Source organism: Niallia sp. FSL W8-0954 (assembly GCF_038005605.1).
Classification (GTDB): Bacteria; Bacillota; Bacilli; order Bacillales; family Cytobacillaceae; genus Niallia; species Niallia circulans_A.
Genome location: NZ_JBBOTN010000001.1, coordinates 3225720 through 3250125 on the forward strand (window position 1 = coordinate 3225720; position 24406 = coordinate 3250125).

Consider the following 24406-nt stretch of genomic DNA (forward strand, 5'->3'; position numbering starts at 1 on the left):
ATTTTCAGATTGACAAATATTTCACAATGTTTTTTAATCAAGGAAAGAGGCTTTTTAGAGGAGTGCTTTCCTATGAATGAAGTGCAGCTATCATTATATAGTTTACTTATACAACATTTTTTTGAGATTGAAAAAATAGAGCATATAAAAAAAGGGACTTTACTTTTCCAAGAAAAAGACCCTGTCCAAAAGATATATATATTATTAAATGGAACCATTTCGCTTGGAAGAGTACACGAAAAAGGAAAAGAATTCGTCATTAAAATCCTTCATGATGAGGAGTTGTTAGTAGAATATCAATTATTTAAACATTCTCCTAAATACTATTTTTTTGCGAAAAGTCTGACTGATTGTGATGTCCTTGCTATAGATCGAACAGAATTTGAACAATTAGCATTAAAAGATCCAGTCTTATTAACTTCTATTACAAGTTGGTTAAGTACAGGCTATCTAAAAGCACATATGAAATGCCAAGATCTTATTATGAATGGAAAAAAAGGGGGACTTTACAGTATTTTAATCCGATTATGTCATTCCTTTGGAATAAAAAATAATGAAGGAATTTTGATTAATATCCCTATCACTCATCAAGAATTAGCAAACTTAACTTTTGGAACACGAGAAGTGATTCAACGAATATTAAAAGATTTAAGAGAAAGGGAAGTAATAGACTATAGCAACCAAAAAATCACCGTGAAAAACCTTGCCTATTTAAAAAGAGCAGTTGATTGTCAAAACTGTCCGGTCGATATTTGTGGACTTAATTAAAAGAAGCTGATATACCATTACTTCAAACAAATAGTTACCCGAACAAGTATCTGAAGATGCCAATGCTTTCGAATAATCGTTCGGGTTTTTTATTCATTTTTTTAGAAAGAGGTTTGTAAGTTTCATCTTATAAGCTTTTTTATATTTTAAAGAGGAAATAAATAATCATGATTGCTTGGATAATTCCTTTTGTTACTACACTGCTTAGGAAGCCTATTAATGAACCTACTCCTATTTTCAGGGCATTCTTCCAATTTGTCTTACTAACCACGAGTTCAGCTAGGACCGCCCCAATAAATGGGCCAAGAAGAATTCCTACTACAGGAATAACAAAAGGACCTATAAGTAACCCTATTGTACTTCCCCAGATACCAGCCTTTGACCCTCCAAATTTCTTTACTCCAATCCAATTGGATACGGAATCGGCAAAGAATAATAAGATTACAAACATACCTTGGATAATCCAAAAAAGGATACTAAGTTCTTCGAATGAAAAGAACAGACCATATAAAAGATAACCGGCTAATATAAAGATCACGCTTGGAATGATTGGATAAATCAGTCCAATAAACGCAATAATGAATAATATACTGATAATTGTCCAATAAATAATATCCATAACGATCCTCTTTTCTTCTTATTTATCTATTATGTTACCCATTCATCTTGTTTACCACACTTTTTTCTGCAAATCAAATGCTCGGACTTGTATCTATCGGTTGTAAAAAGATACAATAGGGATGAAACTTTTGAAGGATGTGTAAGAATGAATATTTTTAAGCAGTTTTATCGAAGCCTCTATTCTCCAAAAGATATAGCAAGCTTCCGTTTTCAAGGTATCGGAAAAACCATTATTTATTTGTTGCTTTTGACGATTATTGCCTCACTACCTAATCTATATTATTTAAATAAGGGAATAAATGAAGCAATACATACGTTTAGTGTAACCATGGAGGACGAAGTACCTTCTTTTACAATAAGTGATAATATCCTACATACAGATAATAATGAAGAACCTACTATTATTGAAAAACCGGATTTAACAATCATTGTTGATTCCTCAGGAACTTATGATCACGCGAAGGTTAGTTCCTACGGCAATACAGTAGCCCTTTTAAAGAATGAATTCGTAATAGTAACTTCTGGACAAGCTCAAACATTTGCCTATTCCTCATTCGGTAACTTTACCATGACAAGTGAGGAGCTCATTGACTTTATCCAAGGAATGGATTCATTATCCTATGTGTTTATCATTATATTAGTTGTTATTTACATTCTGTTCATGCTTCTCTATAAAGTCTTACAAACTCTTGTGCTTGCTATGTTTGGAAGCTTTTTCGCGAGAATATTCGGCAAAGGATTGACTTATGCACAGTGCTGGAAAATCACTGTCTACAGTATCACTATTCCAGTAATTTTCTTTGCTATTATGGATTGTTTACAGACAGTTGTTCCTAATGGATACTTATTAAATTGGTTTATTAGTTTATTCCTTGTCTGCTTAGCTATTAAAGAAATACAAACAGAAAAGCCACTACAACCTTAAAAAATAGGCTAGGTATTTTAGAAAAAAAGCCAAACAATCACGAACGCTTTGTGCAATTGTTTGGCTTTTTTATTTATAAAGGATATTGTCTCTCTTAAGCTACGAACGGGATTAGTCGTCTGATCATTTAATTTATTCGCTCCCATCCTTAGGAGCTGTTTGTTCTTCCATCTTAATATTCTCTTCTAAGGCTGCTACTAACGTTGTTAATCTTGCACTTATCTCTGCATTTACCTGAATACTCTCTTGCTGTATGTCTCCTATTCTTTTCATTTCATCAGAACTAGCAAGTGTTTGTTGACTAATCGATGTAACATGGAGTGTACTATGTTCCATTTTAGGAAAAAAGGCTTGAAGTTCATTTAATAAATAATGATTTTCCTTTAGTCCCGTATTGACAAGAGAAATTCCTTGCAATAACTGATTAATGGAAACTGTTGCTTTTTGAACTAAACCCTCACTTTTCGTAAAGTTCATTTGAATATCTTCTAAATCAGATGATGACTTTTGAATAATTAGATCCATATCGAGTGTGAAGGATTTAATATCCTCAGCGGATTTAGATGATAAAACAGCTAGTTTTTTCACTTCATTTGCTACTACAGCAAATCCCTTTCCTTGGCTGCCTGCTCGAGTCGCTTCTAATGTGGCATTCAAAGCTAAAAGCTTAGTTTGTTCAGCCAAACCTTTAATATCTTCTACCACCTTTTTAATCGATAATGCATGGTTATTTAAAAGATCATTATTGCTATATATCACTTTCACTTTGTCTTGTAGCATATGTTGGCTGGCAAACAAATTATTCATATTTTCTTCACCATGAATAGCAGCGAGATTCATTGCTTCCGTATGATCCTTTATTTTCTGGCTGCTTTTTTCAATTTGCTCGCTTAATGCCTTCATTTCTTGAAAAACACTAATATTATGTTCGGAACTAATAGCTGTTTGCTCAGCTCCATTTTTCACCGTATTTATCATTTCCGTGAGGCTTTTTCCACTTCCAATCATCTGCACAGCTTCAGTATGTAATATATCATTTGTTTTGGATAAATGAGCGCTTATTGCTTGCATCTCAGATAGGACAAGCTTTAACCGCTTAATCAATAAATTGTAACTGTTTATAAGCGAATTTATTTCTGGTATTGAGGTTTTAATGGATGTTACCTCATTTAAATGACCATTTCTGGCAATCCTCATGATTTCCCGTAATTTCAATAAGGGACTTACCATCGTTTTGACAAAAAAACGAATAACCATTGCTATAATAATAATACTCAATGCCGAAAACAGTAGTAGACTATTTTTTAATTGCTTTACATTATGCAAATATTCTTCTTGCGGTACAACTAATAAATATATCCCCTTCAATTCTTGGATTTGCTGAAAAGCAACGGTATATGTTTTTCCATTCCATTTCGTTTCCAATACTCCTGACTCTAAATCATGTATCTTCTGAATGAAGGAATTCTCCCACGTAAAATCAGACGTTTGACTTACTTTAAAAGGCTTAACCTCCTTTTCTGTGAGTACAAAAAAAGAGGCATTTAAACCTTCTTGAGCAAAACTAGCATCTTGATCTCTAATTATTTGTTCCATTTTTGTTTGGAACTTTTCTTCCTGGCCAACATACATTAACATTGTATTTTGCGCCATTACGTAAATAGTATTTGCCTCTTTTTCTAATCTTTCATGCATCATCTTAATCATCATTTTAGTAGAACTGTTAATAGAAATAAATGTCAAGATTAAAATTGTAATAATAAATAACGGTAAAATAAACAGAAATAACCGATTTTGAATAGAAAGCTTTTCCTTTTCTTTTTTCCTGTCCTTGGTTTTATTCATCTACTTGTCCCCCCTACTCAAACATTTTCACAAATATTTGTTAAGAACATGTAAAAGCAAAGTAATTTAATGTTAATTTTTATGACTTTTTACCTATATCCACCTTCCTAGCATTTTCATTGGTCTAATCGATAGTGGACAAGCATATAATTTCCTATAATCAGTTTAGGGGGATTTACGATGAAAAGGTTTTTTATTACCTTTGTTGTTCTAGTTACCATATATGTCATTTATATTGATTTAAACGAAGGCACACTCTCCTCCCGAAAAGAACAAGAACCGACAATAGAAACACAGGGCACACCTCAAGATTCGGCCTCATCCTTTGAGCAAAAAGTAAAATCTGGTGACACCGTTCTCTCAATTGTTGAACAATATTCGACTGGCGGTTTATCCGTAAGTCTTGAGACAGTAGTGAACGACTTTCAAAAATTAAATAATGGACTAAAACCGGAAGATATTCAAATTGGCAAAACCTATCTCTTTCCGATTTATAAATAGCATAAAAGAGAACTTCCAAAAATAATCTAATTTGAGGAAGTTTTTTGTTTTAATCAACAAGTTAGTTATCCCCATCCTTGAGGTGCTCCCAGTAAAAAGCTAAGCATTTTTTAGCAAGTTTCTTGTCAATTTCAATGTTTCATTGATACAATAGGTAAGGATATCAAGATTTAAATAAAAAGCTAATTATTTTGGCTTGTCCAATATAAAAGGAGCGAATCACCATTGAGTGAAATTATACATCGTACAAAAACCCGACCAATAAAAGTAGGTAATATCACTATTGGGGGAAGTAATGAATTATTTATCCAAAGTATGACCACAACTAAAACACATGATGTGGAAGCTACTGTAGCCCAAATTAAACGCTTAGAAGAAGCTGGCTGTCAAGTCGTGCGCGTAGCATGTCCAGATGAACGTGCGGCAAATGCTATCAGTGAAATTAAAAAGCAAATAAATATACCACTAGTAGTGGATATCCATTTCGATTATCGTTTAGCTTTAAAAGCAATTGAAGGCGGAGCAGATAAAATCCGAATTAATCCGGGCAACATTGGGAAAAGAGAAAAAGTGGAAGCTGTTGTAAAAGCGGCAAAAGCGAAAGGAATTCCTATTCGAATTGGGGTTAATGCCGGATCGTTAGAAAAGAAAATCTTGGAGAAGTACGGATATCCAACAGCAGATGGCATGGTTGAAAGTGCCCTGCATCATATCAAAATATTAGAAGACCTTGATTTTCATGATATCATTGTTTCCATGAAAGCTTCTGATGTTAATTTAGCAATAGAAGCATATGAAAAGGCTGCAAAGGCTTTTGACTATCCACTACATTTAGGAATAACAGAATCTGGTACGTTATTTGCTGGTACTGTAAAGAGTGCGGCTGGGTTAGGAGCTATTTTAAGCAAAGGCATCGGTAACACTTTACGTATTTCCTTAAGTGCTGATCCAGTTGAGGAAGTAAAAGTCGCTAGAGAACTGTTAAAGTCATTTGGACTTTCCTCTAATGCTGCAACATTAATTTCATGCCCAACATGCGGCCGTATTGAAATTGATCTTATCAGTATTGCAAACGAAGTAGAGGATTATATCTCTACTATAAAGGCACCTATTAAAGTAGCTGTGCTAGGCTGTGCAGTAAATGGACCAGGAGAAGCAAGAGAAGCCGATATCGGCATTGCTGGAGCTCGTGGAGAAGGCCTACTTTTCCGTAAAGGCAAAATAGTCCGCAAGGTTCCAGAAGATACGATGGTCGAAGAATTAAAGAAAGAAATCGATGCAATTGCAGCGGAATACTTTGCAAAAAAAGCTGCAGAAGAAAAAGAGATGGATACTATCAGTGTCCAGCCATAAATTTAAGAAAATCTAACCTCAAATAAGAGGTTAGATTTTTTAATTGCCTTTTCTTGTTAAAAGAATGGAGCAATAAAAATTCCAATGATAATGGAGATAGCACCTAATGCAATAGCCCATGTTCCTAGTGAACTTGCTCCTTTGCTTCTTGCGACGAATCCTAATACTATCCCAACAATCCCTAAAATGATAGGCATTACAAATAAAGAGAGGATAGAAATAACTATCGCCGTAATACCAATCCCTTTACCGCCTACTACTCCCCTGTCTCCCTCCGCATCAGAAGTGACTGGGCGTGTACCAGTAGAAGTCATCGGAGGTGTAGCATTATAAGTCATTGGAGGTGTTATTTCTGCTGATGTTTCTTCCAAATAATCAACAGGTGATTCAGTTCGCTCTCTATCCTGAAAATCGTGACCATATCCTTCATTGCTATTTTGATCTGCCATGATAATCCCTCGCTTTCTTTCATAGGAGCATTTATTATCATCACCAAGTTTTTGATTCGTATGTCTGTTAAAGTTTTACATGATTTCTTCCTTCCTTCTTTCCCTTATCCCTATAATTTGGTAAGCTAGAAAAGAACAACGTGGAAAAGGAGCACAAAATGAAGAAATTGCGTTTTGGAATCGATATTGATGGAACAGTAACCAGCCCAGCTGCATTTATTCCTTTTTTAAATGAGAGCTTTCAATTAAATATTACGCTAGAGGATGTTGTACAGTACGAATTTTACCCTCTTGTAAATGTATCTAATGAGGAATTCGACAAATGGTTTATCGAGAACGAGGCAAGAATTTATACAGCCTCTCCTCTTGCAGAGGGTGCAAATGTTGTTCTCCAAGAATGGGCTGAACAACATGAACTTATCTTTATTAGTGCTAGAGGCGAAGGAATGCTTGAATTGACAAAAGAATGGTTTCTTAATCAAGGTATCAGTTTTAACCATATCGAGTTAATTGGTTCCCATCATAAAATAGCGGCCGCCAAAAAAAATAAGGTCGATATTTTCTTTGAAGATAAGCATGATAATGCAGTGATGCTTCATGAAGAATTAGGGATACCGGTTATTCTTTTTGACACACCTTACAATAGAAAACCAATTCCTAACGGCGTTAAACGCGTAACCTCCTGGAGTGAAGCAAAAAAATGGGTAGATGAATGGGCTAATTCTTCTGTGAAATAACCCCTTCATTTCGTTGCAAAGATACTAAAAACCTATAAAAAACGAAGCGATATCTATGATATGCTTCGTTTTTTAGTTTCTACACTCTGGGCATTTCCCGTAAATTTCAAATTTATGACCAGATACATCGTATCCTTTCAAGCTTTCTGATAACTCTTCCATTGGACAAGTAATAATTTCTTTTGTTTTTCCACAATCTAAACAAATAAAATGATGATGGTGGTGTTGGTGCGAACAAGTAAACCGAAAATGCTTCTCTCCGTTTAATTCCGTCATTTCAAAAATTTCCAACTCTTCAAATAACGATAAATTTCGATATATAGTATCAAAACTAAGACCCGGATAATCATCCTTTAGCGATTCCAGAACATCCTTAGCTGTTAAATATTTATTCTCATTAGAAAATAGTGCTAATATATCTTCTCTTTTATCGGTATGTTTATATCCTTTTTCCTTCAGAATATCAAGTGCAGTTTGTACATTCATTTCTCCACCTCATTTCTTACACTTTTTATAAAATACTTACATGGAATAATGAGGAAAGAAAACATAATATTGATAAATATTTAATTCCCCAATATATAAATATAAATCTATAGTAATCATTACGATTTATTCACAATAAATGATTCAAAATCAGTATACAAGAACGATTGATTGTTGTAAAGATATCTCATTCAGATAAGTTTGCCAAAGAAATCAAAAAAGTTAGCACATTTTTGTTATTCCCCTCATATGTTAGAATGGGGAGTGATGACATGAAAATTTTTGAAAACATAATCAATCATAAAATTAACAACATAACCTCTACTGAATTATTGAAATACAGCAAGCAATTCAAAATTAAAATTACAAATGAAGAAGCAGTAAAGCTTGCTAATCACCTTAACGGCCGAAAAGTGAATATTTTTAAGCCTAATGAACGTGCGCAATTAATTAGAGAGGTAGCTAAATTAACAAGTCCTGCGACAGCAAAAGAACTAAATGATTTATTTAATTTATTTGCCGAACAGTAATCTACTTAACGGAAATAAAAAACGCTCAAATGAGCGTTTTTTTAACTTTCTAGGATTTCTTGCAATAAGTTTTCATTAAAGGTTTTCTTTTTAATCATTTCAATTTCATGTTTATATGGCGCTTTTTTGTTTGTTTTATCGATACCAACATACGGTGTTTCCAATATCTTTGGAACATCCGCTAACTCTGAATGATGAACAATTTTCATTAATGCATCAAAGCCAATTTGCCCGTACCCAATATTCTCATGCCTATCTTTTCTTGCACCAACGATATTTTTGCTATCATTAATATGCAATACCTTTAATTTATCTATTCCAACGATTCGATTAAATTCCTCTAATACCCCATCGAAATCCTCGACAATATTATAACCAGCATCATGTGTATGACATGTATCAAAGCATACAGATAATTTATCATTATGTGTAACGCCTTCCATAATCATCGCTAGTTCTTCAAATGTACGGCCGCATTCAGAGCCCTTTCCAGCCATTGTTTCAAGAGCTATCTGTAAGTTTTCATTTCCTGTTAGTACTTCATTCAAGCCTTCAATAATCTTTTTAATCCCTACATCCGCACCAGCACCTACATGTGCACCGGGATGTAACACGATTTGTTTTGCTCCTAACGCTTCTGTTCTCTCAATTTCACTGCGTAAGAAATTTACACCCAATTCAAAGGTTGCCGGGTTTGTAGTATTGGCAATATTAATAATGTACGGTGCATGTACAATAATATCATCAATTCCATTTTGCTCCATATGAAGTTGTCCTGCAGCAATATTTAAATCTTCTATTTTCTTTCTTCTCGTGTTTTGGGGTGCACCTGTATAGACCATGAAAGTATTTGCCCCATAGGAAGCAGCTTCTTCACTCGCCCCTAATAACATTTTTTTTCCGCTCATTGATACATGTGAACCTATTTTCAGCAATTCAATCTCTCCTCTTCACCTATTTTCTTCTACTCTTAATACGCTTTTCTCTCTTTTTAATTGTTTCTACTTGCTGCTGCATTTTCTTCTTGTAGCCCGGTTTCACTTTTTTCGGTTTTTTGACAAGAGATTTAGCCTTTAAATCAATTTCATCTACTTGTTTTTTGCGGTTTTTACGACGATTGCGATCATCTAATTCAATCCACTCACCTTTTTTTAGATCCATATGCTTAAATTCAACGCCTAGTTTTTCTAATTGATTAAGTTTATCCTCATCGGAAGGCTCATAAATCGTTAATGCAATGCCTGAATATCCAGCTCTGGCCGTTCTACCAACACGGTGTACATAAAAATCCAAGTCTGACGGAAGCTCATAGTTGATAACATGACTGATTCCTTTAATATCTATTCCTCTTGCTGCTAGGTCTGTTGCCACAATATATTGAAACTCTAAATCAAGAATTTGCTTCATTACTTTTTTACGTTCGCGAGGTGTTAAGCCACCATGAATTCTAGCAACTTTAAGACCTTTACTTGATAATCCATTTGCAACTTCATCACACATTTGTTTTGTATTCGTAAATACAATAGCAAGATAAGGATTAAAGCTTACTAATGCCTCATATACCGTTGTAATTTTATCTCGATGTCTCGAAGGAATTAATACGTGTTCAATTTTTGCTGCCGTTAACTGCTTTGGCTCAATATGAATAAAGGTTGGATTTTCTAAATATTTCTTTAAGAAAGGTTTTAATTTCTCAGGTATTGTTGCTGAGAACACAAACATACTTAAATCTTTAGGCATTTTTGCAGCAATTTGATCCACATCTTCAATAAAGCCCATATCTAGCATCAGATCTGCCTCATCTACAATAAGGATTTTTGCTGTATGCACAAATAATGCCTGCTCGTTGACAAGATCATTAATTCTTCCTGGCGTTCCAACAACAATTTGTGGCTGTGTTTTTAATTTTTCAATCGAACGTTGTTTATCCGTTCCCCCAATAAATAATCGCGAAGAAATCGGCTGGGCGGAATGCTTCGTAATTTTCTGTATTTCTTGGTGGATTTGATTAGCCAATTCTCTTGTCGGCGCTGTAATAACTGCTTGTACTGCTTGCTTTTCCGGATTGATTTTTTCAATGATCGGCAATACATAAGAATGCGTTTTGCCTGTTCCTGTTTGCGACTGACCAATAGCGCTTTCCCCTTTTAAGACAAGCGGAATGACTTTCTGCTGAATTTCCGTTGGCTCATAAAAACCTAATTCATCAATTGCATCTATAATAAATGGTTTTAATTCATATTGGTTAAATAGATTATTACTCATATAAAAACTCCTTATTAGCCAGATAAATGAGTGTGCACAGATTTGACATTTACCTATAGCTCTTTTGTCCATCATTTAATTATAATAAAAAATCGCTTAAAAGGCTATAACGTGCGCCCTTTTTATTTTTACCAATGTATTTTACTCTATTTCTAGCTTTTATCTTTCTTTTGCTAGCTATCCAAATTTTCTGTTAAAACCTAAACATATTAGTATCAACTGCATATTCTATAAAGTAGTATAAGTGAAAGGAGGCGTTTTAAATATGATGCCACCAAGACAGCGTGGACCGTTTCAAGGACCGCCAATGGGCGGAAGAATGCCAGGAATGCGAGGTCCTTCAAATTTTCCTGGCGGTCCGATGGGGAGAGGTGCAATGCCAAGCAGAGGAAATGGCGGAGGCGGTGGACTCTTATCAAGGTTACTTGGAGGAGGCAATAATACTGCTGGGGCAGCTACGAATGCTGGAGCAAGAAGTGCCGCTTCTGGAGGCGGTGGATTGCTAAAAACGTTAACTAACCCTTCCTCCATTAATGGATTTTTGGCTAATTCTCAAAAATTCCTTAATACAGCAAGCCAAATCGGTCCCATGATTAACCAATATGGACCAATGGTGAAAAACATCCCTGCGATATGGAAAATGTATAGAGGACTAACAAGTTCAAACAAGGAGACAGAAGAGACAGAAGTTACGGAGCAAAAAACTAGTAAGGAAATAAATGACAAAACCACTAGCAAACCACAAACAAAGAAAAAAGTTAAAAAAACAGAAACAGATCATCATGATTTTGAAACAGAATCATTCTCAGAAAACCCATCTGGTGCCTCAAAACCCAAACTTTATGTATAAATTCAACTGGCCTTAACTAGCAAAAACCTTCAGTATATTAAATTGGATCGGTTTTTGCTTCTATTGGTCAGTATTTTTTTTATCCTTTTTGGCTAACTTATTTTCCAGACACTTATGCTTTGTAAACCTCTCTTATGTTATATATAATAAACATGTTATATTATAAAGGAAATAATAGTATCTATAACTTAATATATTTGTTATATAGTAGGATCATGCAGGAGGAATCGGAGAATGAAAGTTATTAAAATTGCACCACGAGGTTATTGCTACGGTGTTGTTGATGCTATGGTAATTGCTCGAAATGCTGCTTTAGATAAAACATTACCTCGCCCCATCTACATTTTGGGGATGATTGTTCATAATAAACATGTAACAGATGCCTTTGAAGAGGAAGGTATTATCACATTAGACGGACAAAATAGAAAAGAAATATTAGACAAAGTTGATTCGGGAACAATCATTTTCACTGCCCATGGTGTATCACCAGAAGTCCGCAGAATAGCAAAAGAAAAAGGGTTAGTAACATTGGATGCAACCTGTCCAGATGTAACCAAAACTCATGATTTAATTAGCGAAAAGGTTAAAGAAGGTTATTACATCATTTATATTGGAAAAAAAGGCCATCCTGAACCAGAAGGAGCTGTTGGTGTTGCTCCACACGCCGTCTCCCTAGTAGAAACACTTGAGGATCTTAGCGGCTTGGAAATTAACCATGAAAAAATCCTCGTTACCAACCAAACAACGATGAGTCAATGGGATGTAGCTGATTTAATGGAAAGCATTAAAGAAAAATTCCCACAAGCTGAATTTCATAAAGAAATCTGCTTAGCAACTCAAGTTAGACAAGAAGCTGTTGCTAAACAAGCAGGTGAAGCGGATGTATTAATTGTTGTTGGCGATCCTAAGAGTAATAACTCAAATCGATTAGCACAAGTTTCCGAAGAAATTGCCCATACTACTGCTTATCGTATAGCAGACATCTCAGAACTCAAGCTAGAATGGTTGAAAGGAGCAAGCAGTGTTGCAGTGACTGCTGGTGCATCCACTCCAACTCCTATTACGAAAGAGGTAATAAATTTTCTAGACCAATACGATCCAGAAGACGAGAATACATGGCAATTTGAAAAGAAAGTTCCATTAAATAAGATTTTGCCAAAAGTTAAGGCGAAATAATGTATAGAACAAGCACTCTCTTCTTTAAATGGAGTGCTTGTTTTTTTTTGGTACATTCTCTCTTTATGAACGCTTGTTTTCTTCCTTCACTGGTAATTTCGGCGTTCACCCCTTTTATGAACACCACTTTGCTCTCTTCCCTCTCCATTTTCGGCGTTCATTCCTTTCATGAACGCCACTTTGCTCTCTTCCCTCTCCGATTTCGGCGTTCATTCCTTTCATGAACGCCACTTTGCTCTCTTCTCTCTCCAATTTCGGCGTTCATCCCTTTTATGAACACCACTTTGTCCTCTTCCCTCTCCAATTTCGGCGTTCATTCCTTTTATGAACACGCTTTACTCTCTTCTCTTTCCAATTTCAGCTTTCATCCCTTTCAGGAACACCGCTTTACTCTTTTCTCTCTCTAACTTCGGCGTTCACTCCTTTTTCAGCGTACCACCTTAAAAAACGCCCCTTTTATACTTTCTTTACAAAGAAAAAAGCAGACACTCCCTTGGTCTGCACTCCAAAAGTTTGTCCGCTTTTTACCTTAAATCTAGATTATACAAATGTAAAAGGATCGGTGTGAGTTACAGAAGGGAAAATTTCCACCTCATAGCCTTTCTCCTCACACATTCTCTTTAAAACCTTTGTTACACCATTCTTCATCACTTTTTCAACATTGTGTCCAGGATCAATAATATTTAGTCCCACTGCTTGGGCATCATGGGCAACATGATAATACATATCCCCTGTAATATAGACATCTGCCCCTTTCATTAAGGCATGGGAATAATACTTATTGCCATCGCCTCCTAATACGGCTACTTTTTTAACTGGAGAATCTAAATTCCCCACTACACGCACTCTGTCCACTTCAAGAACCTTTTTGACATGGTCAGCAAACTTTCCCAATGTTGTCTCTTCTACTCTTCCAATACGCCCTAATCCTAACTGCTCACCTTTTATCTTTAAATCATAAATATCATAAGCTACTTCTTCATAAGGATGGGCCTTTACCATTGCTTTTACTATTTTCTTTTCTTTCGAAGCAAGATAAACCGATTCTATCTTGACTTCTTCTACTTGCTCCAGCTTATTAACGCTACCTATGTAGGGAACGGCTCCTTCTAATGGTTGAAATTCTCCAATTCCTTCCGTCGAAAAAACACAGTGACTATAATTCCCTATTGATCCTGCTCCGGCATCGCCAATCGACTTTTTCACTTGTTCAACATGTTCTTTCGGCACATATACTACTAATTTCTTTAATTTATCTTCATAAGTAGGAACTAAAACTTCAGCATCCTGTATACCTAAAGCATCACTTAAAAGGTCATTTACCCCACCTTTTGCAACATCAAGATTCGTATGAGCAGCATATACAGTAATATCATTCTTAATTAATTTATGCATTAATTTTCCTGATGGATTGTCCATTGTTATTTTGGAAAGAGAGCGAAAAATAGGAGGATGATGTGCAATGATTAAATCCACCTTTTTTGATATTGCTTCTTCCACTACCTCATCGAGAACGTCTAGAGCAATCATAACGCGTTTAACTGGTCTACTTAAGTCTCCCACCTGCAGCCCGATTTTATCGCCTTCCATTGCATACACTTTAGGGGAAAATTGTTCAAATAAAGATATTATTTCATAGCCATTAATATTCTTCATCGTTTATCACCTCATCCACTAATTTTATCTTATGCTGCAGTTCTGTCCGTTTCTGCGTATTTTCCACAGAATCTGGTGCAGATTCCAACTGTGTAAGAATTCTTTGCCAGTTCTTTTTCTCAAGCTCCCATTTTTTAACGAATGCTGCATCTTTTTCTTTCATTAAAAATGGTCCAAATAATAGGGCACTTTCTTCGTTTAAAGATGGAGATTCCCCTTTTTCCGCTACTAGAACTTCGTATATTTTCCCATCCTCTTCTAAAATTTCTTCTGCCACTAAAGTCCAGTTATTTTTTAATAGCCACTCGCGAATAGAAAATGCACTAATATTGGGCTGAAGGACCAACCTCTGTACCGAATGCAATTTTTCTTTTCCATTTTCCAAAATAGATGCAATCAATGTCCCGCCCATTCCTGCAATGGTAATACAATCTACTTCATTTCCTTCGATTACTTCTAAACCATTTCCTTTTCGTACAGATATTTTCGAAGTTAATCCTTCTTGTTTTACTTGCTTAACCGCTGATTGATAAGGTCCTTCCACCACCTCACCTGCAATGGCAGACTGAACCTCTTTTCTTTTTATCATATAACATGGCAAGTAAGCATGATCTGAACCAATATCAGCAAATTTCGAATTTCTAGGTATGTATTTAGCAACGGTTTCTAATCGTTTTGATAATCTATCTGTATTCATTATATCCCCCACATTTCAAGTTCTAGTTAAACATATACTTGGATACAACAAGTATGACTAATAAACAAGCTCCAATATAAGCAGAAATCGTAAAATATAGCAGTTTAAACCTTTTACCGCATATATACCAAAATAAACAGTTTAGAAATAAAATAATATATAAAAATATTATTTTATTTACAAAAAAATACAAAACAAATGCTACACTGAATAAAAGAAAAATAATAGCAGCAACGGTGGCTGGTATATCTACATTTAACTGTTTTTTATTATACAAAAAAATACCGCCAAAACAAAAAATCAGAAAAATTAGTGAAATAGCCATTTGCAAAATAAAAGACAATTCAGTAAAATATAATAAAAATATAGTTATTGGGATGAAAGAAAAAAATAGTAAAGAAGAAAGTAAGAAACCACTTCTTTTTTTACTAATTGTATTTTCCTCCACCCCATTACCTTCTGTATATAGGGTAAGTAAATAATCACAATAATGTTCTGGAAGCATTTTATTTTCTTTCCAATAAGCGATTTCCTTAACAATAATTGTTTTTCGCTGATCTTGCATTTTTAAGTATCACTTCCTGTAGTTTAATTTAAGTAAACCAAGAAAAAATAAAACCTTAAAAAAAAGAAATAGCCACTTCTTACAGGAAGTAAACTATTTCTTTATAGGATCGTACTTGAAGACCACTTAAACCTTTGGCAACTTATTCTAAGAAATCTTTTAATCGTTTGCTTCTGCTTGGGTGTCTTAACTTTCTTAATGCTTTTGCTTCAATTTGACGAATACGTTCACGTGTAACACCAAATACTTTACCAACTTCTTCTAGTGTACGTGTGCGACCATCGTCTAGTCCAAAACGCAATCTTAATACATTTTCTTCTCTATCTGTAAGTGTATCTAATACATCTTCTAATTGCTCTTTAAGCAATTCATATGCAGCATGCTCTGAAGGAGAAGTAGCATCTTGGTCCTCAATAAAATCACCTAAATGGGAATCGTCTTCTTCACCAATCGGTGTTTCTAAAGAAACTGGCTCTTGTGCAATTTTTAATATCTCTCTTACCTTATCTGGTGATAAATCCATGTCTTCTCCAATTTCTTCTGGAGATGGTTCGCGGCCAAGATCCTGTAGTAATTGTCGTTGAACACGTATCAATTTATTAATGGTTTCCACCATATGAACAGGAATACGGATTGTTCTTGCCTGGTCGGCAATTGCACGCGTAATCGCTTGACGAATCCACCATGTTGCATACGTACTAAATTTAAATCCTTTTTCATAATCAAATTTTTCAACAGCTTTAATTAAACCCATATTACCTTCTTGGATTAAATCAAGGAATTGCATTCCACGGCCAACATAGCGTTTGGCAATACTTACAACTAAACGTAAATTAGCTTCTGCTAAACGACGTTTTGCTTCTTCGTCACCTTGTAAAATACGTTTTGCTAGGTTTATTTCTTCTTCTGCTGAAAGCAAATCAACTCTTCCAATTTCTTTCAAATACATACGAACTGGATCATTTATTTTTACACCTGGGGGAACACTTAAGTCATTTAAATCGAATTCTTCCTCCCCTTTAGCGAGTTCTTGGACATTTGGAGCTTCTTCTTCTCCATCACCAATTAATTCGACTCCCTGATCACCTAAAAATTCGTAAAACTCATCCATTTGGTGTGAATCTAATTCAAAACTAGATAATTTCTCCGCAATATCATCATATGCGAGCACACCGGTTTTCTTACCTACTTCTGTTAATTGTTCCTTTACCTGATCAAGGGTTAGTTCCGTTTCAATCTCTTTTGAACGGGCAGACTTTTCAGCCATTTGTCCCCCTCCTTCCAAAAAATCAAGACAATAATATACCTATTTTAACGTTTTTTCTAATAATAATACTTCCATGCCAATTTGAGCAGCTTTTATATAGTCATTTTGACGTTCTGCTTCTTTAAGCTGTTGTTTTTTTTCCTTTATTTCAAGCAGTTTTTCATAATTAGTAACTTGTTTCATATAATCACTAATCTCTAATTCACTAACCTCTTCATTCACTTCCATCATTTCGATCTCGGCTACAATCCGTTGTAAATCAGGATCATCAATAAAATTCATAAATGAACTTGTATCAGTGCCTAGACCCTTTTCATAAAAAGCTAGGAGATAAGTAAAAATTGCTTGATGTTCATCAATGTTAAATGCTCTTCCCTGTAATGAGCTTTGCACTTTGTAGGCAATATCCTCACTTTTAAACATATGTGCAAGCAGTCTTTTTTCTGCAGTATGATATGCGGGTAGTAAACCAGTTGCTCTTTTTTTTACTGTATATTGTTTTACAGGAACAACTGTTTTTTCATCAACATATTCGTTTGGACTTGATTGTTCCATCTGCATTTCTTGCTGCTTTAATGCCTCTAAAGATAACGAAAATTCATCCGCCAGTTGTCTTAAATAGAGGTCTTTTTCTACCGCCTTATCCAGTTTAGCAATTTCTCCTATTACTTCTTCTATATAGGCGAGTTTATCTCCTTCATTTTGAAGATTTTTCCCTCTTCGATAGTACAGCATTTTAAATCCCATAAAAGGAATACTACCATGAAGAATTTCCTGCTGTAGTTTATCTTCCCCAAATTTGTTCACATAATCATCGGGGTCCATTCCATCTGGTAACATTACTACTTTAACAATACAATTAGCCTTAGTAAGAAGCTGTCCTGCACGAAAGGCCGCTTCTATCCCAGCTGAATCAGAATCATAACAAATCGTTATATTTCGCGCGTTTCTTTTTAGAATTGCGATATGCTCCTCCGTTAAGGAGGTACCCATTGTCGCAACACTATTTTCCACTCCCGCTCTATTAGCAGCTATAACATCTGCAAACCCTTCAAATAAAACAGCTTGTTGTAGCTTCCTTATAATCGGCCTTGCTTTATGAAAATTGTAAAGTGTATTGCTTTTATTAAAAATTGGTGTTTCGGGACTGTTAAGATATTTGGGATTATTATCCCCTAATGCACGTCCAGAAAACGCAATTGTGTTACCATTTCGATCACTGATTGGGAAGATAATTCGATCGCGGAAACGATCAAAATATTTTTCATCCCTTTCACTTTTTACAATTAAACCAGCTTTTTCTAGTAACGAAACATCGAATTTACGTTTCCCTAAAAACTTCACAGCTAAATCCCAAGAGTTTAATGTATAGCCTATTTGGAACTTTTCAATAATAGGTAATGTAAAGCCCCTATTAGTCAAATATTCCAATGCGTGCTGACCATCCTTTGTATTTACGAGCAAATGATGGTAGAATTTAGATAATAATTCATGTGCATCAATCATTTGCTGTAAATCATTGGGGATAGCTGGTTTTTTTTCTAATTCACTGATTTCAATTCCTAAATCAATGCTTGCTCTGTCTGCAAGACTTGTAGCCACTTCTACAAAGGAAGTGCCTTCTAAATCCATTAGAAAGGTAAATACATTTCCGCCTGCATGACAGCCAAAGCAATGGAATATCTGCTTATCTGGCGATACAGTAAAAGAAGGTGTTTTTTCGCCGTGAAAAGGACAAAGACCGATGAAATTGCGCCCTTGTCTTGTAAGGGATACATGTTCTCCAATGACCTCTACAATATCAGTTGCCTGTTTAATTTCATTAAGTTTTTCTTCAGGAATGCGCGCCACCATTTTCTAACACATCTCCCTACTTATTGCCTACTTTAATGAATTATTCGACGTGTCCAATCGATTCTCCTTCATTTTTCGACAAAATCCTTATAAAATTTCTTCTAAATTTTTGTCGATCCTCCTCTGTAAATGGTTTAGGACCTTTTCCATATACCCCTTTTCGCCTTGCTTTAGCAGATAAATAACGCATATCTAATGCAGTATTTATCGTTTCTTCCTCATACATTACCCCTCTTGGTGAAAGAACAGTAACTTGCTTTAGCAATAAGGTGGAGGCCAAGCCAATATCTTGAGTTACGACAATATCCTGTTTTTTGGTAGCATTCATAATAAATAAATCAACAGCTTCTTTATCACTATCCACATACTTCCAGTTTTGTCCGTCATTCTCCCGCTTCATATGGGCATAGGATGCAACGAACTGCAATTCATAATGATAATAAGAAGCTATTTCGACAATATCTTCTTTTACAGGACAGGAATCAGCATCAACATATATCATGTGTTTTCCTAATGTACTATTAATTCTACATCACTCCACATATTCCTTCTTCCTAAATTATTTTTTCACGAAAGAAGTAATGTCGAAAATTTTTTTATCCCTTCCCTTGACTTCTCACAATAAATAGTTTATTCGTAATAAGCCAAGTCTAAACCTAAAACATGATACTTTTTTATCACAATTTTTTATTATAGTATAAATCAGCTTGAAATTCCATCTTTTTTTATCTATAATTATTCCTTTTAGATCATACTAGAACAAAAAAATGCGAAACAAAGCGAATTTTTCTATTGACTGCGGTAAAGCAGCCATAATGAAAAACTTGATTCTACTTTGGAGAACCAAGTCTTTACCAATTGCTGTTTATAGATAAAAACTAATTATCTGCATTATACTTAGAGCGATAATATAAATTGTGGATAATATTTGCTGTTTCTTCCACTGCTTTATTCGTAACATCGATAACCGGACAGCCAATGCGATTTACGATATCATCAAAATAGGTTAATTCTTCTTGTATTCTTTCAATTTGAGCATAGCTTGCTTGATCACTTAGGCCCAGAGAAATAAGGCGTTCTTTTCTAATATTGTTTAATTTCGTCGGGCTTATTTTTAAGCCAAAGCATTTACTTGCTGGTACTTGAAAAAGTTCTTTTGGCGGATCAACCTCTGGCACGATTGGAACATTTGCCACTTTCACTCTTTTATGTGCCAAAAATTGCGATAAAGGCGTTTTGGATGTTCGTGATACACCAATTAAGATAATATCTGCCTTTTCTAACCCTCTTGGATCCCTTCCATCATCATATTTCACAGCAAATTCTATCGCTTCAACTTTTTTAAAGTAATCTTCATCAAGTTTGCGGACAAGCCCTGGTTCATATAAAGGCGTTTTCCCCCATAAAACTTGGAATTGATCGATAATCGGACCAATAATATCACAGGCATATACGCCCTCTTGGCGAGCCAATTCACTCATATAGTTGCGAACCTCTGGTTTAACAAGCGTATAAGCAATCATCCCATGTTCCATTTTAGCTTGCATGACTACTTCATGTATATTCGATTTATCCTCCACAAACGGGAACCTTTTAATTAATACATTTACATTATGTCCAGAAAATTGGCTGATTGCTGCTTTTGTTACTAGTTCAGCTGTTTCACCAACTGAATCAGATACAACATAAATAATTTGTCTTTCAGTCATTATGTTCCTCCACAATTCCTTTACGATTGTTAGACAAGTCTACAAACGCTCTAGTAATATTTGTTTTCGAAACTCTTCCTATTACAAGAAGACCATTTTCATTTTTTTCTACAACTGGAAGTGCATCTATTTCGTGATCCATTAACTTGCAGCCAACATCTACTAAGATTTCTTCTTTAAAGCAATATGTGACATTCGGCATTCTTGTCATAATAATAGCGACAGGCAAAGAGTTTAACTCTTGTTTACCAATGCTTGCTCGTAATAGATCTTTGCGGGAAACAACTCCAGTTAATGTGGAAGCTTCATCAATAACAAAAATAGTTCCAACATCTTCTGTGAACATAATGACAATGGCATCATAGACAGAGGAATTCTCGTGAACAACTACTGGATGTGAATAATAATCTTTCACAAGGATATTACGGATATTATCAATTACTAGCCGCTCTGAGTTCTTGCCCGTATAGAAGTAACCTACACGAGGTCTTGCATCTAAAAAGCCGGCCATTGTTAATATCGCTAAATCTGGTCGAAGAGTAGCTCTTGTTAAGTTTAATTTATCCGCAATATGCTCGCCTGTTATCGGACCATTTTCTTTTACAATTTCAATAATTTTTTCTTGACGTTTATTCAGTTCGATTTCCTATTCACCACCTTCATTTAGGTAACGATATCTACTAACTATTATATACGAAATAGCCAGAATCAAAAGAAAAAGAATCTAAAGATAACTCTTTTGCTACAACCATATTTAACATTCAAGTACATATTCATTATGCCTAATCATAACAAAAGGAAACTAGGTAGGGGAATCCCCTGCCTAGCTTTTTGTTAAACTATCTAGTTACTACTTCACAATTATTTCATTTACACTTGCGAAACCTTTAATATAAGAAGCCATTTCCGCCATTAAATTTAGACGATTTTCTTTAATTTTCTCATTATCAGCCATTACCATAGTATGGTCAAAATATGCGGAGATTGTTTCTTGTAAAGAGAATAATAACTCAAAATACTCTTTTTCTTCCACTTTGGTATTAATTTTTTCTTTAACTGCTGTAAAACGATTATATAGATCACTTTCATATTCATTTTCAAACAAACTAGGATCAACCGCTGAAACGGTTACTGCCTTATTGGAAATATTGATAATTCGACTTAAAGCTTCTATGCCTTCCTTGAAATTAGCATCATCTTTGTGTAGTTCTAGAACTTTTGCCTTTCTTAAAACACTTGCAGCCCCACCGATTTTTTCTGCTAAAACTGCATCAATCATATCATAGCGGATGCCTTGTTCTTGTAAAATATACTTCACTCGTAATTTGAAGAATGACAGCACTGAATCAACTAATTCTTGCCCGGAAACTTTTGACGTATTCTCTATTGCCTGTATCGACAGTTCAACCAATTGCTCAATCGAAATATTCCAGTTTTTATCTATTAGGGTCTGGACAATTCCAGTTGCCTGTCTTCTTAATGCGTAAGGATCTTGTGAACCAGTTGGTACTAATCCAATACTAAAGAATGAAACAATTGTATCCAGTTTTTCTGCTAATGCAAGTACTGCCCCCACATTACTTGGTGCTGTTTCGTCATCTGCATGACGCGGCATATAATGCTCATTAATAGCGTTCGCTACTGATGCTTTTTCTCCCTTTTGAAGGGCATAACGTTCTCCCATTAATCCTTGCAGCTCAGGGAATTCGTAAACCATATTTGTTACAAGATCAAACTTAGCAATTTGCGCAGCTCTATCGACATCCTGTTTTTCTTCAGAAGTTAACTGTAATTCGTCGGCTAACTTAGAAGCAAGTAAACGAACACGAGCTACTTTTTCTGCTAAAGTACCAATTTCTTCATGATATACGATTGCTTCTAGTTTTTTTAGAAGGTCGTCTATCGCTAACTTTTGATCTTCTTTGTAGAAGAACGCAGCATCAGCAAGTCTAGCTCTTAATACTTTCTCATTTCCCCTTGCAACTTTGTCAAGATGTTGATGATCCCCGTTCCGAACAGTTACAAAATAAGGTAACAACTTTCCTTCCTTCGACTTAACTGGGAAATAGCGTTGATGTTCTTTCATGCTCGTAATTAATACTTCTGTCGGTAACTCTAAATAAGACTCATCAAAAGTCCCATATAAGGCAGTTGGATATTCAACTAAATTAGTAACTTCCTCTAACAAATCTTCATCAATTGGAATGATCCAATTGTTTTCTTCTTCTAATTTATTTATTTGTGAAACGATAGCTTCTTTTCTTTCCGCTGCATTAACCATCACATATTGAGCCAACATTTTCTTCTCATAATCTGAAGAGCTTTGAAAGACGATTTCTCCACCTAAAAAGCGATGACCACGTGACTGATTAGACGTTTCTACATTAGTAATAGAGAATGGAATAACCTCTTCTCCAAATAAGGCAATAAGCCATTTAATTGGACGAATATATCGTAATTCATTATTGGCCCAACGCATATTTTTCGGGAATGTTAAACTTAGAATCAACTCTTTTAATTCTGATAATAGTTCACTTGTCTGTTTCCCTTTAATAAATTTTTTAACATGAGCGTATTCCACACCATTTATCTCTTTAAAATAGATGTCTTCTACCGCTAAGCCTTGCCCTCTGGTGAATCCCGCAGCTGCTTTAGACCATTCACCAGCTTCGTTTAATGCAATACGTTTTGCAGGACCTTTTGCCTCTTCTTCCATGTCATGCTGTGATTCATCTAAGCCAGTAACAAGAAGTGCCAATCTACGCGGGGAAGAAAAAGCCTGAACCGAAGCATAACCCAATTGTTTCTCCGCAAGCCAAGCCTCCATTTTCTCTTTTAGTGATTGTATACTAGCAGAGATAAAACGTGCTGGCATTTCTTCTAAACCGATTTCCAATAATAAGTCTCTTTTATTCATGACTTTTTCCCTCCTTACTTTTTAAAATCGGGAATCCTAATTTTTCTCTTTCTTCGTAGAAAGTTTTTGCCACTTTACGTGCTAAATTTCTGCATCTTCCAATATACCCAGTTCTTTCTGTAACAGAAATAGCACCTTTAGCATCCAATAGGTTGAAAACGTGAGAGCATTTTAATACATAATCATAGGCAGGGTGTACTAGCCCTTCGTCCATTTGTCTATGCGCCTCTTTTTCATAGATTGAGAATAGATTAAACAGCATATCAGTGTCAGACGTTTCAAATGTATATTTACTATGTTCAAATTCTGGTTGATAAAAAATATCTTTGATTGTGAACCCATCTGTCCACTCTAAATCAAAAACATTTTCTTTATCTTGAATATAGGAAGCCAATCGCTCAATTCCATATGTTATTTCAACCGATACTGGCTTACATTCAATACCGCCAACTTGTTGAAAATACGTAAATTGAGTAATTTCCATTCCATCAAGCCATACTTCCCATCCAAGACCTGCGCAGCCTAGAGAAGGATTTTCCCAGTTATCCTCTACAAAGCGAATATCATGCTCTAACGGATTAATCCCTAGTGCTCTTAGAGAATCTAGATATAATTCTTGAATATTGTCAGGAGACGGCTTCATAATTACTTGAAATTGATGATGTTGATATAAGCGGTTTGGATTTTCTCCATATCGTCCATCTGCCGGTCTTCTTGATGGCTCTACATATGCAACATTCCACGGTTCAGGACCAATCGCTCTTAAAAAAGTGTATGGACTCATCGTCCCTGCACCTTTTTCTACATCATATGCCTGCATTAGGATACAACCATAGTCAGACCAATGTTTTTGCAATGTTAAAATCATGTTTTGAATATTCATTGCTTTCCTACACCTCCGAATTTATAAAACGTATATTCAGCATAGATTTATGTAGAGTTTGTTCTCGTAAAGAACACAAAAAACTCTCGTCCCTATGCCAAATATCTCTTGACATAGGGACGAGAGTTAACCCGCGGTTCCACCCTATTTGCTGTATAACTACAGCCGCTTTCATACGCAGTTGCTCCAAGAACGCCTTCCTTAACGCTCATGAACTTGGCTTCCACTATCCCAAGCTCGCTTTTCATGAGGTGAATTAAGTACTACTTTCTTTTCAATGCAACACTCTTATTTACATGAATAATAACGAAAAAAATATTAGTTGTCAACCTTGCTTCGATTTCTTCTTGAT

Annotated in this window: 24 protein-coding genes; 8 read left to right on the top strand and 16 right to left on the bottom strand. The window is 35.2% G+C overall.

Annotation, left to right across the window (positions count from 1 at the left end; translation table 11 throughout):
• Positions 1-72 precede the first annotated feature (72 nt).
• Positions 73-768 carry a Crp/Fnr family transcriptional regulator gene (locus NX902_RS15995; RefSeq protein ID WP_341160843.1) on the top strand — a complete coding sequence of 232 codons (696 nt, stop codon included), beginning with the start codon at positions 73-75 and terminating at the stop codon, positions 766-768.
• A gap of 139 nt (positions 769-907) precedes the next feature.
• Here the strand turns inward: NX902_RS15995 and NX902_RS16000 are convergent, their stop codons facing one another.
• Positions 908-1387 carry a DUF456 domain-containing protein gene (locus NX902_RS16000; protein ID WP_095333866.1) on the bottom strand — a complete coding sequence of 160 codons (480 nt, stop codon included), beginning with the start codon at positions 1385-1387 and terminating at the stop codon, positions 908-910.
• Between the two features lie 147 nt (positions 1388-1534).
• On the opposite strand from NX902_RS16000, the gene NX902_RS16005 reads away from it, so the two are divergent.
• Positions 1535-2314 (top strand): DUF1189 domain-containing protein, encoded by a 780-nt coding sequence (locus tag NX902_RS16005; RefSeq protein WP_123260849.1) that lies wholly within the window; start codon positions 1535-1537, stop codon positions 2312-2314.
• A gap of 132 nt (positions 2315-2446) precedes the next feature.
• Here NX902_RS16005 and NX902_RS16010 read toward each other — a convergent pair whose 3' ends face one another.
• Positions 2447-4159, bottom strand: a complete 1713-nt coding sequence (locus NX902_RS16010) for a methyl-accepting chemotaxis protein (protein ID WP_341160844.1) — start codon at positions 4157-4159, stop codon at positions 2447-2449.
• Between the two features lie 180 nt (positions 4160-4339).
• On the opposite strand from NX902_RS16010, the gene NX902_RS16015 reads away from it, so the two are divergent.
• Both NX902_RS16015 and ispG read left to right on the top strand, forming a co-directional pair.
• Positions 4340-4660, top strand: coding sequence for a LysM peptidoglycan-binding domain-containing protein (locus NX902_RS16015; RefSeq protein WP_095333861.1), 321 nt, complete (start codon positions 4340-4342; stop codon positions 4658-4660).
• Between the two features lie 234 nt (positions 4661-4894).
• Positions 4895-6013, top strand: coding sequence for a flavodoxin-dependent (E)-4-hydroxy-3-methylbut-2-enyl-diphosphate synthase (ispG, locus tag NX902_RS16020; RefSeq protein WP_171510336.1), 1119 nt, complete (start codon positions 4895-4897; stop codon positions 6011-6013).
• Between the two features lie 56 nt (positions 6014-6069).
• Here ispG and NX902_RS16025 read toward each other — a convergent pair whose 3' ends face one another.
• Positions 6070-6462, bottom strand: coding sequence for a DUF4190 domain-containing protein (locus NX902_RS16025; RefSeq protein ID WP_095333860.1), 393 nt, complete (start codon positions 6460-6462; stop codon positions 6070-6072).
• A 158-nt stretch (positions 6463-6620) separates the two neighbouring features.
• On the opposite strand from NX902_RS16025, the gene NX902_RS16030 reads away from it, so the two are divergent.
• The gene (locus tag NX902_RS16030; RefSeq protein ID WP_095333858.1) at positions 6621-7199 is read left to right on the top strand and encodes a hypothetical protein; all 579 of its coding nucleotides are present in this window, start codon (positions 6621-6623) and stop codon (positions 7197-7199) included.
• A gap of 72 nt (positions 7200-7271) precedes the next feature.
• Here NX902_RS16030 and NX902_RS16035 read toward each other — a convergent pair whose 3' ends face one another.
• Positions 7272-7685 carry a Fur family transcriptional regulator gene (locus NX902_RS16035; RefSeq protein WP_095333856.1) on the bottom strand — a complete coding sequence of 138 codons (414 nt, stop codon included), beginning with the start codon at positions 7683-7685 and terminating at the stop codon, positions 7272-7274.
• Between the two features lie 257 nt (positions 7686-7942).
• Here NX902_RS16035 and NX902_RS16040 point away from each other — a divergent pair, with 257 nt between their 5' ends.
• Positions 7943-8215 carry a DUF2624 family protein gene (locus NX902_RS16040; RefSeq protein WP_254415417.1) on the top strand — a complete coding sequence of 91 codons (273 nt, stop codon included), beginning with the start codon at positions 7943-7945 and terminating at the stop codon, positions 8213-8215.
• Positions 8216-8256: 41 nt separating this feature from the next.
• On the opposite strand, the gene NX902_RS16045 is transcribed toward NX902_RS16040, so the two are convergent.
• Together NX902_RS16045 and NX902_RS16050 are read right to left on the bottom strand one after the other, a co-directional pair.
• A complete protein-coding gene (locus NX902_RS16045; protein WP_095333854.1) occupies positions 8257-9150 on the bottom strand; it encodes a deoxyribonuclease IV in 894 nt (297 codons plus the stop codon).
• Between the two features lie 19 nt (positions 9151-9169).
• Positions 9170-10480: a DEAD/DEAH box helicase gene (locus NX902_RS16050; RefSeq protein ID WP_123257988.1), complete on the bottom strand. Its 1311-nt coding sequence runs from the start codon at positions 10478-10480 to the stop codon at positions 9170-9172.
• Positions 10481-10745: 265 nt separating this feature from the next.
• Between NX902_RS16050 and NX902_RS16055 the strand changes: the two genes are divergently transcribed.
• Positions 10746-11330 carry a YqfQ family protein gene (locus NX902_RS16055; RefSeq protein ID WP_235850356.1) on the top strand — a complete coding sequence of 195 codons (585 nt, stop codon included), beginning with the start codon at positions 10746-10748 and terminating at the stop codon, positions 11328-11330.
• 234 nt (positions 11331-11564) lie between these two features.
• A complete protein-coding gene (locus NX902_RS16060; RefSeq protein WP_095333850.1) occupies positions 11565-12506 on the top strand; it encodes a 4-hydroxy-3-methylbut-2-enyl diphosphate reductase in 942 nt (313 codons plus the stop codon).
• Positions 12507-13046: 540 nt separating this feature from the next.
• On the opposite strand, the gene NX902_RS16065 is transcribed toward NX902_RS16060, so the two are convergent.
• From NX902_RS16065 to glyQ, 10 genes are all read right to left on the bottom strand, one after another.
• Positions 13047-14162, bottom strand: coding sequence for a Nif3-like dinuclear metal center hexameric protein (locus tag NX902_RS16065; RefSeq protein ID WP_095333848.1), 1116 nt, complete (start codon positions 14160-14162; stop codon positions 13047-13049).
• A complete protein-coding gene (locus NX902_RS16070) occupies positions 14149-14859 on the bottom strand; it encodes a tRNA (adenine(22)-N(1))-methyltransferase (protein WP_095333846.1) in 711 nt (236 codons plus the stop codon). The genes NX902_RS16065 and NX902_RS16070 overlap by 14 nt, the downstream gene beginning before the upstream one ends.
• A 22-nt stretch (positions 14860-14881) precedes the next feature.
• On the bottom strand, positions 14882-15424 hold the full coding sequence (locus NX902_RS16075; protein WP_123257989.1) for a hypothetical protein: 543 nt from the start codon (positions 15422-15424) through the stop codon (positions 14882-14884).
• Between the two features lie 142 nt (positions 15425-15566).
• Positions 15567-16691, bottom strand: coding sequence for an RNA polymerase sigma factor RpoD (gene rpoD / locus NX902_RS16080; protein ID WP_047941284.1), 1125 nt, complete (start codon positions 16689-16691; stop codon positions 15567-15569).
• Between the two features lie 39 nt (positions 16692-16730).
• The gene (gene dnaG / locus NX902_RS16085) at positions 16731-18545 is read right to left on the bottom strand and encodes a DNA primase (protein ID WP_095333842.1); all 1815 of its coding nucleotides are present in this window, start codon (positions 18543-18545) and stop codon (positions 16731-16733) included.
• A gap of 40 nt (positions 18546-18585) precedes the next feature.
• Complete coding sequence (locus NX902_RS16090) at positions 18586-19047, bottom strand: YaiI/YqxD family protein (protein ID WP_095333840.1); 462 nt, start codon at positions 19045-19047, stop codon at positions 18586-18588.
• A 376-nt stretch (positions 19048-19423) separates the two neighbouring features.
• Complete coding sequence (locus NX902_RS16095) at positions 19424-20254, bottom strand: pyruvate, water dikinase regulatory protein (protein WP_095322362.1); 831 nt, start codon at positions 20252-20254, stop codon at positions 19424-19426.
• Positions 20247-20897 carry a helix-turn-helix transcriptional regulator gene (locus NX902_RS16100; RefSeq protein ID WP_047941287.1) on the bottom strand — a complete coding sequence of 217 codons (651 nt, stop codon included), beginning with the start codon at positions 20895-20897 and terminating at the stop codon, positions 20247-20249. Before NX902_RS16100 ends, NX902_RS16095 begins: the two co-directional genes overlap by 8 nt.
• Before the next feature lie 207 nt (positions 20898-21104).
• Entirely contained in the window at positions 21105-23171 is a 2067-nt protein-coding gene (glyS, locus tag NX902_RS16105; RefSeq protein WP_095333838.1) for a glycine--tRNA ligase subunit beta, read from the bottom strand.
• On the bottom strand, positions 23164-24054 hold the full coding sequence (glyQ, locus tag NX902_RS16110) for a glycine--tRNA ligase subunit alpha (RefSeq protein WP_047941289.1): 891 nt from the start codon (positions 24052-24054) through the stop codon (positions 23164-23166). Before glyQ ends, glyS begins: the two co-directional genes overlap by 8 nt.
• Between the last annotated feature and the right edge of the window lie 352 nt (positions 24055-24406).

Coding starts and splice junctions, on each gene's coding strand:
- NX902_RS15995 (WP_341160843.1), top strand. CDS start 73: ATGAATGAAGTGCAGCTATCATTATATAGTTTACTTATACAACATTTT.
- NX902_RS16000 (WP_095333866.1), bottom strand. CDS start 1,387: ATGGATATTATTTATTGGACAATTATCAGTATATTATTCATTATTGCG.
- NX902_RS16005 (WP_123260849.1), top strand. CDS start 1,535: ATGAATATTTTTAAGCAGTTTTATCGAAGCCTCTATTCTCCAAAAGAT.
- NX902_RS16010 (WP_341160844.1), bottom strand. CDS start 4,159: ATGAATAAAACCAAGGACAGGAAAAAAGAAAAGGAAAAGCTTTCTATT.
- NX902_RS16015 (WP_095333861.1), top strand. CDS start 4,340: ATGAAAAGGTTTTTTATTACCTTTGTTGTTCTAGTTACCATATATGTC.
- NX902_RS16025 (WP_095333860.1), bottom strand. CDS start 6,462: ATGGCAGATCAAAATAGCAATGAAGGATATGGTCACGATTTTCAGGAT.
- NX902_RS16030 (WP_095333858.1), top strand. CDS start 6,621: ATGAAGAAATTGCGTTTTGGAATCGATATTGATGGAACAGTAACCAGC.
- NX902_RS16035 (WP_095333856.1), bottom strand. CDS start 7,685: ATGAATGTACAAACTGCACTTGATATTCTGAAGGAAAAAGGATATAAA.
- NX902_RS16040 (WP_254415417.1), top strand. CDS start 7,943: ATGGGGAGTGATGACATGAAAATTTTTGAAAACATAATCAATCATAAA.
- NX902_RS16050 (WP_123257988.1), bottom strand. CDS start 10,480: ATGAGTAATAATCTATTTAACCAATATGAATTAAAACCATTTATTATA.
- NX902_RS16055 (WP_235850356.1), top strand. CDS start 10,746: ATGATGCCACCAAGACAGCGTGGACCGTTTCAAGGACCGCCAATGGGC.
- NX902_RS16060 (WP_095333850.1), top strand. CDS start 11,565: ATGAAAGTTATTAAAATTGCACCACGAGGTTATTGCTACGGTGTTGTT.
- NX902_RS16065 (WP_095333848.1), bottom strand. CDS start 14,162: ATGAAGAATATTAATGGCTATGAAATAATATCTTTATTTGAACAATTT.
- NX902_RS16070 (WP_095333846.1), bottom strand. CDS start 14,859: ATGAATACAGATAGATTATCAAAACGATTAGAAACCGTTGCTAAATAC.
- NX902_RS16075 (WP_123257989.1), bottom strand. CDS start 15,424: ATGCAAGATCAGCGAAAAACAATTATTGTTAAGGAAATCGCTTATTGG.
- rpoD (WP_047941284.1), bottom strand. CDS start 16,691: ATGGCTGAAAAGTCTGCCCGTTCAAAAGAGATTGAAACGGAACTAACC.
- dnaG (WP_095333842.1), bottom strand. CDS start 18,545: ATGGTGGCGCGCATTCCTGAAGAAAAACTTAATGAAATTAAACAGGCA.
- NX902_RS16090 (WP_095333840.1), bottom strand. CDS start 19,047: ATGATATATGTTGATGCTGATTCCTGTCCTGTAAAAGAAGATATTGTC.
- NX902_RS16095 (WP_095322362.1), bottom strand. CDS start 20,254: ATGACTGAAAGACAAATTATTTATGTTGTATCTGATTCAGTTGGTGAA.
- glyS (WP_095333838.1), bottom strand. CDS start 23,171: ATGAATAAAAGAGACTTATTATTGGAAATCGGTTTAGAAGAAATGCCA.
- glyQ (WP_047941289.1), bottom strand. CDS start 24,054: ATGAATATTCAAAACATGATTTTAACATTGCAAAAACATTGGTCTGAC.